This is a genomic window from Hwangdonia seohaensis (genome assembly GCF_031932625.1).
In the GTDB taxonomy this organism is placed as follows: domain Bacteria; phylum Bacteroidota; class Bacteroidia; order Flavobacteriales; family Flavobacteriaceae; genus Hwangdonia; species Hwangdonia seohaensis.
Genome location: NZ_JAVSCK010000005.1, coordinates 192,961 through 208,114, shown reverse-complemented (window position 1 = coordinate 208,114; position 15,154 = coordinate 192,961). Strand labels below are relative to the sequence as shown.

The window sequence follows — 15,154 nt, the reverse complement described above, 5'->3', positions numbered from 1 at the left end:
TTAGAGGTTGCCAATATTTGTTCTTCCTAATATTATTTTATTACCTTTTGTTTCGGTAGCGTCGTTATCGCAATCGTGTAGATTTCCAGAATCATAAATCGTGTGAATACCATTTAACGTTGGAATAAAATCGCTTAAAACAGCTCTATAATTTGTGATTTCTGCTTTACTCAAAGGATGGTTTGCGCATTTAATTTGTAACTGCTCCAAAAACAAGCGGTATTTAAGTTGCATTTGAAGCATGTCGTTTTCAGCGTCTGGTTTTACGCCTTTTACATGACCAATCCAACAGATACGCGCCAATACGTGCGCTGGTATTTCTTCGCGAATTATTTTTTCTGCATAATTTCTAAAATCCTTGTTTGAAAATCGCGTGGTCCAACCCGGTAATATGACCGAAACCCTAAACGAATACGGATCTGTTGGTCCGCAGCTCTCGCAATCGCCGTCCAAACATGAGGGCATAAAGGTTTCTGCTGGCGCATCCGGAATTTCGGTTTTTGGTGTTCTTCGTTTTTTATCGGCGTTGGTGGCATTGTAAGTATCTGGCCGTAACAATACGTGTTCTACCAAATACATGCCTTCTTCGTAAGCGCTTAAATCTTTTAAATAGGCGATAATTTCGTCGCGCTTTTGTTCAGACTTTTCTTGGGTTGCCGTATAGGCTATGCGGCGGGCGACAATGTAATCTTCACTTTGCTTATCTGTTATTTTGGGATTGATGATATTAAAATACGTCCGGCCTGTTTTGGTTTTTTTCAACTCATAATGTTCGGTGCTTTTTGCAAGCTCAAAAGCCAAAAAGAGTTCTTTTAAAGCTTCGGTAAGTCTGTGGTAATGCTTGCTTGACGAGAGCAGAATATCGTCTCCATTTTTTATCCGCCATCGGTATTCGGTGAGGTTGTCTTCTGTTTTATCTTTTTCATCATAAATTTCAATGGCATCGCCCAAAAGATTTCTGCGACTATAATCTGAAACCCCAATAAGTCTAGCGATTCGCTTTTGCACGCCTGAGACATTTTCGGTATCCCAAACCTCGGGATTGCAGTAATTAAAACCGATACCGCGCTCGCAACTTATGGTTTTGTAATCTTCAACAAACCTGGTTTTTGCCTTTAAAATTTCGTATTTCGCATTGGCATCGCCATAAATCATTTTCATAATAAAGGCATAGTCGCTAAACCGTTCGGCAAATCGGGCGATTAAATGATCCAATAATTGGTTTCGGCGTTCGTAAAATGTGTTTTCGGCGGAATTGGTCGTATCATTTTTTAAATTGTTGAAGATATTAACCAAATTAGCGTTGTAATTTACTGAGTCAACCAATTCGTCAATTTCAGGAATATCGGTAACCGTTTGCGAGAAATAGGTTTGCTTGTTGGCCTCTGAAAGTTCTGAAATCGCATTAACGCCGTACAGTGCTTTTAGGCTCTCATCAACCGCCAATAAATCTTTTACTTTTGAAAGATGCGCAAAATAATTGGCCAAAATTTGGTCGAAAAACAACAAATATGCTTTTAGTTGTTTCGCTTTGGCTTTGCGCTGTTTATCGGCATTGGCTTGCAAACCATTTGGAGAAATGCCGTAGGTTTCCGGAAAATCCTTTTGGATGCTCGTATAGGCATCGGCACTTGAATATTCACCCAACGGAAAAACGACATCTTCCGTTTTAATATTTTCGAGTTGTTTCTGTTCCTCATTATTTAACGTTTCGAGAATGATTTTTACCCGTTTTTTGTTGACGCCAATGGGCAAAAACCCTTTACTGAAATTAAAAATACTGTTACCGCAATCCTTACAGTCCTCATCTTCTTCATCCCAACATAACACGGGTTTGTGGTTCTCTTTCACACAGATTATCCAAGCATCTTTATTGGCTTCGTCATCGTCGCAGGTTTTTATGGAGATATCTTTAATGGTTACAACCCCCGCAATACCCATAATGATTTGGATGATATCCGAAAGCCGAATGTCTTGTCGCAAAGACGCATTGCGAAGTTCTTCGGTATCAATAAATCCACCTTGAAAATCCTCGGGCTCGATACAGCCTTTTTCAAAAGGTACGGGCCCTTCAAATATTTGATCGGTTGTATAACCTTTATCATACATTTGTTTGAGTGAATAAAACGAAACGGATGGTGCCAAGTAATGTCCAATCGCCTTAATTATCAAGGCTTGAATACGCTCCTCGTCAGCATCCGGACTAATATCCAAATACGCGCAAACCGATATGTGTTGCTCGGGTATTTCACAAACGTTTACTAAATCTTCACAAAGATTTCTGTTTTTATGGTACAGTTTTTTTACTTTTTTGAATACCGCTTCCTTGTCTTCAACCTCATCTTCAAAATCGATATAAATATCGTTTAAGCCTTTTAAAGCGAAGTTTTTCTGATTTTCATCTTCAACCTTAAAAGCGTTGTAAGCCATCTGATGGTTTTCGCAATTCAAATAAACCTGTTGTTCGTGCTTAACAATCCAAGCGTTTTTCACTTCTTTTATATGAACGAATAGCTTGCGATAATCCAACGCCGACACGGGTTTTGATGGCAAAATATTTACAGCCGACAAAAACTGCTGATGCATCTTTTTAAAATTATCGGTTTCTGATGCCAACAGGTTTTCAATGGGCATATCGATACGTTGAGACAGATCGGTAATGGCATAACAGAGCATTTCCATGATGGTAATTCCAGGGTCATGGGTGTTGTAATCGGTCCAAATTTTGCTTCCTAAACTTTCGAGGTGTTTAAGTCCAAGTTCTCGCAGAAAGCCAAAATCCAAATCGTTATTGGTATTTACTTGCTTTGGTATGGTAACAGATTCGTTCATTCAATCAATACTTTAGGTCGTTACACATTCGTTTGTACTTATAGTTTCAACACGATGTTTTTCATATTTCACAGAGGTTAAAATCACCTTTTGGTTAGCCGGCACTACGGCACGCACTGGGCTGAATATCACCTCGCCCTTGTTGTCGGTTTTATTGGTTTCTTCAAGCAATTCGAAATCTTTTATATAATCGACATAATCCAATTGTTCGATGTAATAAATCACCACGCTTTCGTGCAGGGTTAAACCAAAATTGATTTCGGCAGTTTCCTCGTAAGCCCATGGTGCCAAGAATTTCGAAATATCTTTTTGCAGTTGTTTTTTATAAAAATTTTCATCTTTTCCTTCATAAAATTTTACTTTCAATGCGATTTTAACTTCTTGGTACATGGGATTTTCAACCAATGCATCAACATGCAAAGTGTTAATGGCATTGATAAAATCTTGTATTTCGTTACGCTTTGCCTTACTTATTCGCGGTTTATAAACATCAAAAATATTCTGGTTGATGATGTTGGGAACCACGATTACGGTTACAAATCCGGGTGCCAACTCAGAGTCGCCAAAGGTGTGTTTTAAGCAATTCACCTTATAAATTTTCGGAAATTGCTGAAGGATCAATTGCTCGTAATCCCATATGGTTATGGCTCTTTGTTTGTGGCGCAAACGTTCGCTAACACGCCGATAAAACTGGGCGTCGGTTTCTTTTGGCACACCACCAAACGAACTGTAAGGCTGTGTTACGCCTTTTAAAGTGGCTATTCGTTCAACTAATTTCGAAATGGTTTTTTCGGGCAAGCCGTTTTCGAGATGCGAAAGTTCGTTGCCATTATTGTAAAACTCTGCGATTTCGGCCTGGGTATGGATGTTTACCATTTGGCAAACCGCATCAAAAGCTTTTATATTGGTGACTTTTAACCAAAATAAATCTCCCGGAATCCTGTTATTGTTACTCGTGGCCTCTTTTGGAACCGCTACTTTTACGATACCGGATTTCAGGAAATTATCGGTGTTGTTAAAAACGATAAAATCATTGTTTAGCGGTTTCCATTCGTCTTCACTTAAAATGTACCAGGCTAACTTTTCATTGCCTTGATAGGTTTGATCGCCTTCGTATTCGGGGTTTTCACTACCTTCTAAAACCTGTATTAAAAACGATATTTGTTGAAGCTGTTTTGCGTTTTCAAGGCCTATAAACAATTCGCCTTTTTCGCATTTTGGCACTAATGTGCATTGTACTTTCGTGCTTAAAAACTCGTGTTTGGTTTTTAAATACGTATGCTGTTCGGACTGCCCAAACGGATGCTCGTGGAACAGCTCCAAAGACTCATCTAAATAATTGGTCAGGTTTTGTTTTAAGCTATCGGAAGATGCTGACAAATTAAAAGTTTTGGTAACCGATGCCTTGTAATCAACGCTCATGTTTTCAGCCAATGGCGTGTAGGGTTCGTTGGGAATTAACGCTGTTTCACTATCTTTAGACAGCGCCACGGCGTAAATCCTAGGAAAGAAATCGTGCAGAAAAGATTGCAATAACGATATTCTAATAAATCCTTTTTTGGCATTTGAAGAAAAATTTTCCTGTTGGATCGGGTTATCAAAAAGTCCTGATACACCTTCGGAAATGGCATCCCTAAAATCGAAAAATGAATTGTTGTAAACCTTTAAAACATCGTTATAAATAGTATTGTTTCGCAATTTGTTGAATCCAGCAATACGTTCCATAAAACTGCCTCCACTTGTTTTTTTTGACTTTGAAGAAGTTTTTGGAACCCTAGAACTTGTACTGGCATTCTGTGTATTCGAAATTGTAAAATTAGAACTGTAGCTGCCGATTTCGTTTTGGTTAAATAATGCGCCTCCAGTTATCTTTGGCTCCCAATTCTTATCCGCAAGCACTTCTAAATCAATTTTAAAAACGTTTGAATCCGGGACAATTAAGTCGCTATCATCAACAGGATCTTCTGGCGGATTGGTATCAAGCTTGTAACTATCCTTTGATAGATTTTGTAGATGACTTTTTCGATACGCCAAATAATGCTCTCTAAAATGGTCGTTTTCAGAAGCGTTTTCGTAAAACGGAGTGTCCTTCCATTGTAGGTTTACCTTAACCTCTGTCCACGGCTTGTTCAATGCTTCCTGACAGCCAATATAAAATTTGGAATCCCTTACGGGTTGCGGCCCAAACGGAAAAAAAGGTTTGGATACATCCAATCGGCCCAAATCGTTTTCAAGCAGAACATCCTGCATGTTTTTAACGTCCACATCTATTTTAATTGATGTTACAATGGCACCACTTAAAAACTCATAAAAATTATAGCCCAAATCATCATCGCCGGTTTTAAATAAAAAACGCGCTATGGGGTTTGTGGAAGTAAAATTTTCCAGCAGAACGGTTTTATCATAAGGCACAATGGGATCGGTTGCTTCCGGAATTTCAACAACCAATTTTAATGTATTGTTTACTACGGAAGAAGTAACCGTGTTTATTTGAGCCGAAATCCATTCTTTTTCACCGCTTAGCAACACATCAAAAACATTATCCGGTATTTTATTTGATGGCGTTGATGGCAATTTAGAACCGAAAGTTATGCTGAAGGTAATGGTTCGAATACCTTCTTTTAAAAGCAATATGGGCGATGCCATGGCAAAACCCAGTTTTGCATTGGGGAGGTTGGGAATACCCTCTGAATCTTTAAAATTAGGATGACCGAATGGCCACCATTTTATATTATCGTCCGGAAAATCGCCTCCCAATCCATCAAAGGAATTGGCGATTTCGGAATATTTTACACCCGTACCTTTTTTATGTAATACGTTTTTTAACGCGGTTACTTTAGCGCTGTTAACAATGAGTTCGTTTTGTGTTTTATAAATTCTTTTGTTACCATTGGCGTCTTTTCCGGCATCGGTTGCAATGCCTTCTTTAACCCTAACATCCGAAGCATTTTTAGCCAATTCAAAAAGCAGGTGTACTTTATCGGGCACAGCCTCTTTATTACTGAGTTTAAGGACTTCTTTATAATAAAAATCCAAATGCCGTTTAGAGAGGTTATTTAATCGGTCTTGGCTTAATTCAATCAGTCTTAAAAAGCAAACGAATAATGTGAGATGCGGATTTAAATCTTTGTTCGTTTCGGTGTCGAGCAAAAGATTTTGAATAGCCTCTTTCTCAACAAAGAATCGCTGCCAATTTCCATCCGTGGTATGGGTTTCGGTATCAAAATAATTAACGTGTTCTGCAAACGCATGAGCAAACGCCATCCAATCCTCGATGCTGAGATCGTGAAGCTTTGCGGAGTCCGGACTGAGCGCATTAATATGCCTTTGGCTCTGGCTGGTTCCGTTTCGCTTTAAAAGGATGTTGTTATGGTTGCAATCTTTACTCATAGGTTATTTTGGGTTTTAGGTTTCAGTACCTTCGGCTTTGTAAAACGGATACACCAAATTGGCTCTGGAATTTGTGGCTCTTACGCGATAATCTATTACAATTAGCAGTTCGCCCTGTAATTCGTTGGTGGGATCGATATCTATTTTTTCAACATCAATTCGAGGTTCGTGGTACAGGATAGCGGTCTTAATCAAATCGACAACAAATGTTTTTAAGGTGGTATTTAAAGGTTTAAACATCAATTCTTCGAGGTTGCAGCCATAAGTGGGTTGCATGATGCGTTCGCCCAATCTTGTAGCCAATAGAATTTCGAGGCTTTTTTTAATATCTATCTCGTCCGAAGTCATGACCACTGTTTTTTTAGCCTTGTCAAATTCTGGAGGAAAACTCCAACCTGTCCCTAAAAATGATTTATTATTATCCATAATTATCCTATTAAAACCGTGGGTAAGCCCAATACTATTACACCGCCATGCGCGGTAGAATCTCCCATGCGTGCGGCCGGCATACCACCAATAAGTACCGTTGCAGACCCCGCAATAATGGTATCCGGTGGGCCAACGCAAACTGCCATATCGCCAACCCGTGCTGCGGGCATACCACCAATAAGTACAGTGGGTGCGCCCGCTGGTAAAATGGGACCGCCAACATGTGGCACTGTCCCCGTTACCATAGGGCAAGTGTGCATATCTCCTATTCTTGCTGCTGCTGGCATATATTTTTATTGTTTATTGTTATTCTATATTTTCTATGTCTTTTATTTATAGGTTTGAGGCATCAATTAATTTGCACCAATGAGCCTTTTAAAACGGCTGTTGCGCTAGACGACATTTCAACACCCGCAGAGCCTTCTGCCTTAAATTGAATGTTCGCTTTGGCACTAACATTGCTACCTTCTATATTAACATCGCCACTCGCTTTTATTTGAATATCCCCAGCACTTTCCATGGCAATACCGCTGGAATCCATAGTGAGTATATTGGAGTTATCATCTTCAATAATAATGCTTCCCGCGTCTTCATCCATGGTAATTTTTTTACCTGCCGGAGTTTCAATGGTGATTGATTTTATATCGTCGTTAAACATAATTTTCATGTCGCTGCGCGATACAAATCCTTTTTCGTGATTATCATCCGATGCTACAATGGGCGCTGGTTTCGCGCTACTGTGAAGCATGCCTAAAACAATGGCATCGTTAGGATCGTCGTTTATAAAACCCACAATCACTTCATCGCTTATTTCGGGTCTGAAAAATGCCCCCCTGGAATCACCCGCATCTAACGAGGATACTCTACACCAAATGCCCTGTTCTTCGTTATTGATTATGGGCAATTGTACTAAAATGCGATCTTCGCCATTGGGGTCGTCCTGCAATTGGGAAACGATGCCCACTTGCAGTCCGTTGATTGCTGAAATAATGCCCGATGCGGGTTGCGGACTGATGTCAAAAGTTTCGGAAAACCACTCTGGGTTTAATCCAAATTGCGCATCGACAGTCCAATTGCCTTCTGCAATTTGATGCCTTACGGCCGTTACATATACTTTTCCGTTAAAACGGTCGCCCACACCTTCAAGCTTTAACAAGGTTCCTGGTTTTACGGCAGGAATACCTTGAAATTTTACTTTGCCCCGAACCTTTGCCAGTTGTTGAAACAGCATTTTGGCATCTGCCCAATCTTGCAACTCAACATCGCTTACCTCGCCACCGTGCCTTAATTCTAAATTGTCTAAATCTATAATAGATGCCAAATCTGACGACGACAGGTTGCCATTAAGTTGAATGTTTGGATCGTTGGCTTCAATTTCAATGATTTCCTGATCGGAAGGATTCCAACCATAACTCGACACTTTTTTTACTTGGCTTCTGGCATCGATTTCGGCATCAAAATCCAATAAAGTTGCCCCGAAGCTAATGGTTTCAATCTCTTCGTCATCCACCTTGGGTTTCATAATCGTTATTTTACCATCATCAGTAAAACACAATTTACCGTTGGCTTGTGCTCGCGACACCATAAAATCCCAATCGGAAGTATGGTATTGTACAAGTTCTTTATGTGTTTGGTTGGTGGTTTCTACATCCTTTTCCAAACCATACGTATCTATAATGGTTTCGAAAATATCGCTATCTGTATTCTCGTAATAATATTTGCTTTTTCTACCAATGGTTAGTTTAACGGCTTCGTCTTTACATTCAATTATGAGCAACGAGGAATTGGCTCTGATTTTTAAATTATGTTTTATGACCAGACCTTTGAAAATGGTTTCTTCATCAGAATGATACCCCGCAGTAATCTCTATTTTTTTTCCTGGAATCAACAAATCTTCATTACTTAATTCGAAGTCTTGTTTTGCCGCATCACCATCAATCAAGGTTATTGTTGCAGACGCAATTCTGTTCACTTCTTTATTGACCAGAATGTGTTTAACCTGATACTTTTTTGAAAGCTCCTCGCCCTCAACAAGCACTTTAAACGTGATAAGGTCGGGACTTTTTGAGGTTTGTATGGTTCTGCTGTTGTTCATAATTTACGAGGTTTTCTGTATCGGCGGAAAAACAAGTTGCTGCCCAATGGTTAATTGCCTAAAATTGGTAATACCGTTAGCTTTTGCTACTTCCAAATAGTATTTGGAATCGCCATATATCCTGTAGGACATCAACGGCAAGGTGTCGCCGTCCTTTACAGTCCTTAGATGTGTTAAATCCGGCGATTGGTTGTTTTCTTTTGCCAATCGTAAATCTTCTTCGGCCGTACCCTGAAACTTAACATTGGCCATAGCTCTAATTGGTGTGCCATCCGGATTAAAGAGCTTGTATTCAATACTCATTTCGGTTAAGCTTCCTTTAAAAAGCAACGTGCCCCACGCAATTTTTAAATAATTGGGTTTGTGCTGCTCGCCATTATAATCGAACACCACTTTTTTAAATTGCTCGATGTCCTCAATAACACCATCTTCTGAGGCTTCGGAGGTTTTTATAGCACCCGTGCGGTCGAAAACAAAATTAATATCGAGATGCTCTGGCAGAATTTTGTTAAACCTTGGCGCAGTTGCGCTGGTGCCCTGTGCTTGGTCTTCGTTTTGTTCAATTTTATAATTAAAGGCGTATTTTTCCGGATTGATTAGCGTGGTAAATTCGCCATCGCTAACCTCGTTTTCAAACGTGTCGTCGCTATAAGCAATGATTTTCAATTTTGTAAGTTCGCCTGTAGAAAACATGGTTTATCGTTCTTTAAAATTTGATATGATTTGCATAACCTGATCCACACATTCTGCAACGATTTGTTCTTTATTACCGTTTGGATTCGCTCTGGTATTTGACTTTTTATCGACATCGTTATCGACATTAATCTTAACATGTAATTCTTTAATTTCAATGGGCATAATTTTGAAAACTTAAAATGGTATAACGTCGTTTGCTGAAATGGACTGATAATATTGGTATTTAAGCTCTAAACTTTCAATGGCCAATTCGCTGTTCTCCGCGTTAAAATCGGACACCGACCAACTCACCGGAATGGCATGTACAACTTTCCATGAATACAACGGCAAGTGTTGCTCGTTATGAAGAATAACCAACAGATCGATGGGTTTAAAGATGAATTTTTCGATAGCATCTTCGCACCAAGTCGTAACGCTTGAACTTATTTGCAAACTTCGTTTTAGCACCAAATTAGGAAACGTAATGCCGGTTGGAAGCTGATGCTTAAATCGGTTTTCTCCACCTTCGGCAACCGTTTCTGTTTCAATAGTACCCGAAAGTCCGCTAACGGATTGGAAACCAATTTCGATATTAGGCTGTAAATCGAGAAAAATCACCGAAAAATGAAAGCTCGTAATAGGCGGTAACAATCCCATATTTAATCATTTTGGATAACCAAGCCTTCGTGCACAACTTCTACCGATTCTATAGCGGTTTCATTGCCATCGGCTTTTAGGTCTGTGGATTGTACTTTTGTAGGCCATGCATTTTTTACTTTCCATGTAACCACTGGTTCGTGCTCTTCATTTAGAAGATTGATGGTGATGTCTCGTCTTTCAATGGTATTTAATTTTACGGTGTTCCACCAGTCAAAATATTCGTTATCACTATTAAACGTACCTCGTTTTAAAGTAATATTTGAAAATTTCTGCATCCCGGGCATTTTTATTTTACTGTATTCAGGACTTGAGCCTTCTCTATATTCGATGACTTCTGTTTCTACATCCAGTCCTGAAACTTCGGTGAAACCTATTTTTGTTCCTCCCCAATCTACTGAGAAATGAAACTTTGCTAACGGATAATCTGCCATGATTTTGTATTTTTTAAATTATTATGATGTATTAAAAATTATGCTTCTTGCATTTTATGAGAGAACTTAAGAATGATGAATTCTGCTGGACGCACAACGGCCATTCCTATTTCAACATTCATGCGGCCTTCCAAAATATCGAGTGCCGTCATGGTTTCACCCAAAGCAACACGAACGTAAAAAGCCTGCTCGGGTTTTGCACCGGCCAAAGCACCCGCGCGCCATTGTAGGGTTAAAAAATTCTCGATCATTGCCCGTACCTTAATCCATGTATTGGCATCGTTTGGCTCGAAAACAAATTGCTCGGTGGCTTTTTTTACAGATTCTTCAACCATGTTAAAAAAGCGTCTTACGGGTACGTATCGCCATTCGTTGTCGTTACCTGCTAGTGTTCTCGCGCCCCAAACAATAACGCCTTTTCCTGCAAAGGTGCGGATGGCATTAATGGATTTGCCCGAGGTATCAATATTCAAACCTTCTTGTTGCTCGTGTGTGATTTTTATGGTGGGCTCTAAACAGGAACTTACCGAAACATTTGCGGGTGCTTTCCAAACACCGCGATTGCTGTCTACTTTAGCGTAAATACCGGCCATAGCGCAACTTGGTGGTAAAGTGACTGTTTTTTTGTTGATTTCCAACTTAATTTGATTGAAGGCTACCAAATCAAAAGACGCCGAAGTGCTATCTTCCAAATCGCTTAAATTGCCGCCATCAAATTGTCCCGTTCCGGCAGTTGCAGTTTCATCAACCGTGTTATGCGATATGGTAACATCGGCTCCATCAAAAACAAAATTATATACCGTTTTAAGGAAGGGATGGTACGAAGCGCCGTACTTTAAAAGGTCGGTGCCGCTACCCAAGGTATTGCTGCTTCTTAAATTAGCACTATCGTTTCCATACATATCTATAATGGTAAAGCGATCACCTAAATCGACACATTGGGTCATGGCCCTATTAATTAAGGTATAATAGTTCGCAGCCGTACCAAGATTAATGGCATCTGGAAAAACAAATAACGTGGGCTCGTCGAATGCTTTAACGGCATTAAGCCCATTGGTTAAATCGGTTAAGCTAATGCTTGCCGTATAATCTCCTACAGAGGTTATATAACATGGGCCACCGCCATTATCAAAATACATACGCATGGCGTAGTGCATTAAATACGGTTGGGTAGCACCTTCGGCGACACTTATTCTGCGATTGAGCAGTGTTGGTCCGGTGCTATCAATTTCATCGTCAATAGTTACGGTTATATTGGCTTCGTTTAACGCTTTGCCAAAGTACGTTTCGTACTCCAGAAGCGACGTTATTCTTGTGGGTTTTAGCACTAAGCTATTGGTATCTTTATCTGCTTTTTCTGTGTAGCCAATAAATGCAGGTATTGCGGTCTCTACTTGAGCTACCGACGGAGGAAATATTGAAATTTCCTCGACGTAAACTCCTGGTGTTCTGTACGTTTTTGCCATGGTTTCTTAATTTAAATGTATATTTCTGAAAAAAAGTTATTATTATCTGGAATGAGATGATTGGCGCTTGGATTCGGAAATTTATCACCGGCATGATTCACCTCAATAAAACCGTATTTGGTCAATGGATTTGTCGTAGCCGTTGTGAAAATTTCCGAATCGTCTGAAACGCGTTTGTAACGCCAAAACGTCTCTCTGTTTTTAAAATGAATTTTAAATGTGGGCAATTGGCTTCTTAAATCGCCAAGTGTGGTTAAGATGCTTAAATCGCTGTTATCACCGGTCATGGTTAACTCAATAATCCCGAAAACCCCTATTTTATTTTGGTCTTTTAATTTTTCCAATAGTGCCGTTGTCCCTGCGGCAGATAATTGGTAAGCATCTGTTACATGAGTGCTATCGGTGCTTTTAGCGATGTACTCGAAACCTGCTCCTTCGGTACTTGGTTTTGTGTTTCCAAAAAAGAAAATATTAGTACCGCCAACAGTAAGTTCGGTATAGTTGCCAAAAAACGAGTCGGCAACCCTAATTATAAAAGTTAATTTAAAGTCGCTCGGTATCGGTATAAATGGTGTGTTTTGCGATGCGTTCACCAGTTTACAATAGGCCGACAATCCGCTTTTATGTTTTTTAAAAACGATCTTGTGACCAGCCATTTTATCAAGGGTGCCTTGAGACGGGACAATCTCAATAAACTCTGAAATATCGATTAATTTCAGGCGCTTTTTTTTGTCGGCATCACTTAATGTTGAAAAAGCCGTAGTGCCATCATTCAAAAAATAATCATGCAGTAACTCCACTTCAAACAACGGTTTATATGTGGTACTAAATGCCATTAGTTTTTGTGTGTTAAATCGCCATTTACCTGACTTATTAAACCGCCTTTGCCCAAAATGGCTTCTCGTTCTATTTCAACCAGACTCACTTTGTACATTACGGACGGTATTTGCTTGCCGCCCAATGTGCCCCAAACAAAATTGAGCTCCTCAAAAGTTGGGGTAAACAAATCGACCACAAACCTAAAATTGGTGATTTTACTCATCGACACATCATCTCTATTATAAACGGTATTGCCTTGGGTGAACACCTTTTTTCCTTGAAAAAACTCAATAATCTTCGATAGGTTTTTTAGAGCCTCATCATATTTATCGTTAGTGGCACTGAAAAGGACATAGAGATTAAGGTTTACAATGTTGTTTTTATAGGAAATCCGCGTGCCTTCAACCGCGTAATTGGGTTTGTTTTTAAGCGTAGCTTCTTCCTGTAAATTAAGTAGGGATAAAATGATATCTGATGAAGCTCCCGTATTATCGCCTTGCTCTGAAGCTACCGACGCAATATTATCGAGCGACACGGGACTGTCTCCAAAAAAATTATTAACATCTTCAGTTATAATTTGTAGTACTTCAAAAATCATTGCGTTAGATTTTACATGCGAATACGCTGGAACAAAGCATTTTTTTCACTCCTTGAAAGGTATTTATTAAAAGTAAGTTTATCAATCCCCATTTTTAGGGATTTATGGGGTTGTTATGCTATAAGTGGAGAGGGAATTGTGTATTTAATACGAATAAAAAGATATTATAAAGGAATGATTTTTATCAACCTATTATTTTTCAGTTTTCATGGCTAAATCACCAATATATTCAAGTCTCAAATGACTATTGTATTGAACGAAAAATTTTATGAGTAAAGGCTACTCATTAGCAATAAGCTTATCAACAATCTCGTCGAGCAGTATTTTATTATCGGCTACGGCTAAAAAACCATCTTCTTGCAGTGCTATGATGTTTTCTTTATCGGCTTTATCCATTTCCGGATTGGAATTTATCAATTTTGGTTGAATGCGATAATAATCCTGACAGTGCTTTTTGGGCAAGGTTTCAAATATTTTTTTTAATTGGTAATCTACCGTTTCGGCATTGCCGCTCATCATAATATCAATTAGCGGCCTAATCCATTTTACCATGCCTGCATCTTTAAACTCGTCGTATGTATAGGGCCGTTTTACTGAGCCCGTCCCAATGGACACAATTAGCATGTTCTTAGCGCTTGGTTTATCGGGCTTTTCAGGGTTGTTCAATACTTCAGAAAAATTAATGGTTCTGGCCTCTGCATAAGCGCACAACGAGGGATTATTGGCAAACACGCCACCGTCAACAAGTGCGTAAGGGCCACCAAAAACCGATTTAATTCTTGCCGCCTCAAAAAAAGTTGGAGCTGCCGAAGTTGCCCTTCCAACATCGCGCATTAAAAAATCGCAGACCTCATCTTTGGCATTAATACTTGAAAAGAAAAAGCTTTTTCGGTTGCCAATATCGTAGCTTGTTATCAGGCAAGGTCGCAATGCTTTACCTAGGGTTGTGTTTCCTAGAAACAAATCCAAAGCATGTTCGAGCTCCACTTCTGAATATTTTTCATCAGTAATACCTCCTACACTTTGTATTTGTTTCATTAAGGACAACTCAAAAATGTCATCTCCTAAATCCAAATAAATACCAAGAGCGTCTTTGGCCCCGTATTTAAAATTTCCATTTTTATCGGGGCACACATATAGTAAAGATAAAATGCCTCCAGTGCTTGTTCCAGCAATAAAATCGAAATACGCACCAACCGATGCCTTGGGGTCGCCTGTTTTTTCCTTTAATTGGGTTTCAATATAAGATAGGATAATACCGGGAACAATGCCTCTTATACCGCCGCCATCTATAGATAGAATACGTATTTTTTTCATATATAATTAGTGGTTAAAGCAGTGCTTTTTATTCGGAACCCAAAACCAATGCACCTTCAGATGAATTTAATTCCATTCGTATTATGGTATGGTTCTCATCGCTAATAGGTATCATTTTACCAGTATATTTCATTTTCACATCATTTGGTCTATTAATGGTAAATTCGATATTAAGTCCATTAAAACTGCCATCCAATGTATTGAATTGTTTATCGGCATCTGTTGGGTGATTTGATTCATCGCCAAAAATAACGCCCGATTCTAAGCCTTCATCATCGCTCTGCAAATTAATAGTGTAATCAGGAACTCCAACAACTGGCCATCCTGCGGTAAAGGCTGGAATAAAAACAATAGCTGCTAGGGTTTCTGCACCACAAGCCAAAATAATACTTGCAAAGGTAATTACGATTGATTTTTTAATTACATTAAGCGTTTCCATGTT

14 protein-coding genes are annotated in these 15,154 nt (G+C 39.3%); all 14 read right to left on the bottom strand.

From position 1 onward, the window contains the following. The gene (locus tag RNZ47_RS15480; RefSeq protein ID WP_311942455.1) at window positions 1-2,832 is read right to left on the bottom strand and encodes a contractile injection system baseplate wedge protein; all 2,832 of its coding nucleotides are present in this window, start codon (window positions 2,830-2,832) and stop codon (window positions 1-3) included. Window positions 2,833-2,844: 12 nt separating this feature from the next. Beyond that, a complete protein-coding gene (locus tag RNZ47_RS15475) occupies window positions 2,845-6,222 on the bottom strand; it encodes a baseplate J/gp47 family protein (protein WP_311942453.1) in 3,378 nt (1,125 codons plus the stop codon). A 15-nt stretch (window positions 6,223-6,237) separates the two neighbouring features. Beyond that, window positions 6,238-6,648: a gp25 family contractile injection system sheath assembly initiator gene (locus RNZ47_RS15470; protein WP_311942450.1), complete on the bottom strand. Its 411-nt coding sequence runs from the start codon at window positions 6,646-6,648 to the stop codon at window positions 6,238-6,240. A gap of 2 nt (window positions 6,649-6,650) precedes the next feature. Further along, entirely contained in the window at window positions 6,651-6,938 is a 288-nt protein-coding gene (locus RNZ47_RS15465) for a PAAR domain-containing contractile injection system baseplate protein (protein WP_311942447.1), read from the bottom strand. A gap of 62 nt (window positions 6,939-7,000) precedes the next feature. Continuing rightward, a complete protein-coding gene (gene vgrG / locus RNZ47_RS15460; protein WP_311942444.1) occupies window positions 7,001-8,746 on the bottom strand; it encodes a type VI secretion system tip protein VgrG in 1,746 nt (581 codons plus the stop codon). A 3-nt stretch (window positions 8,747-8,749) separates the two neighbouring features. Beyond that, complete coding sequence (locus RNZ47_RS15455; protein WP_311942441.1) at window positions 8,750-9,439, bottom strand: CIS tube protein; 690 nt, start codon at window positions 9,437-9,439, stop codon at window positions 8,750-8,752. A 3-nt stretch (window positions 9,440-9,442) separates the two neighbouring features. After that, the gene (locus RNZ47_RS15450; RefSeq protein ID WP_311942437.1) at window positions 9,443-9,604 is read right to left on the bottom strand and encodes a DUF5908 family protein; all 162 of its coding nucleotides are present in this window, start codon (window positions 9,602-9,604) and stop codon (window positions 9,443-9,445) included. 12 nt (window positions 9,605-9,616) lie between these two features. After that, on the bottom strand, window positions 9,617-10,078 hold the full coding sequence (locus RNZ47_RS15445; protein WP_311942433.1) for a phage tail protein: 462 nt from the start codon (window positions 10,076-10,078) through the stop codon (window positions 9,617-9,619). Window positions 10,079-10,080: 2 nt separating this feature from the next. Continuing rightward, window positions 10,081-10,512: a phage tail protein gene (locus RNZ47_RS15440; protein ID WP_311942429.1), complete on the bottom strand. Its 432-nt coding sequence runs from the start codon at window positions 10,510-10,512 to the stop codon at window positions 10,081-10,083. A gap of 38 nt (window positions 10,513-10,550) precedes the next feature. Further along, window positions 10,551-11,978, bottom strand: a complete 1,428-nt coding sequence (locus RNZ47_RS15435; protein ID WP_311942425.1) for a contractile injection system sheath protein — start codon at window positions 11,976-11,978, stop codon at window positions 10,551-10,553. Window positions 11,979-11,989: 11 nt separating this feature from the next. Further along, entirely contained in the window at window positions 11,990-12,814 is an 825-nt protein-coding gene (locus tag RNZ47_RS15430) for a hypothetical protein (RefSeq protein WP_311942421.1), read from the bottom strand. Continuing rightward, on the bottom strand, window positions 12,814-13,395 hold the full coding sequence (locus RNZ47_RS15425) for a contractile injection system cap protein (RefSeq protein ID WP_311942417.1): 582 nt from the start codon (window positions 13,393-13,395) through the stop codon (window positions 12,814-12,816). Before RNZ47_RS15425 ends, RNZ47_RS15430 begins: the two co-directional genes overlap by 1 nt. A 279-nt stretch (window positions 13,396-13,674) precedes the next feature. Beyond that, window positions 13,675-14,712, bottom strand: coding sequence for a patatin-like phospholipase family protein (locus RNZ47_RS15420; protein ID WP_311942413.1), 1,038 nt, complete (start codon window positions 14,710-14,712; stop codon window positions 13,675-13,677). Window positions 14,713-14,740: 28 nt separating this feature from the next. Beyond that, window positions 14,741-15,151, bottom strand: a complete 411-nt coding sequence (locus RNZ47_RS15415) for a hypothetical protein (protein WP_311942408.1) — start codon at window positions 15,149-15,151, stop codon at window positions 14,741-14,743. Window positions 15,152-15,154: the final 3 nt, after the last annotated feature.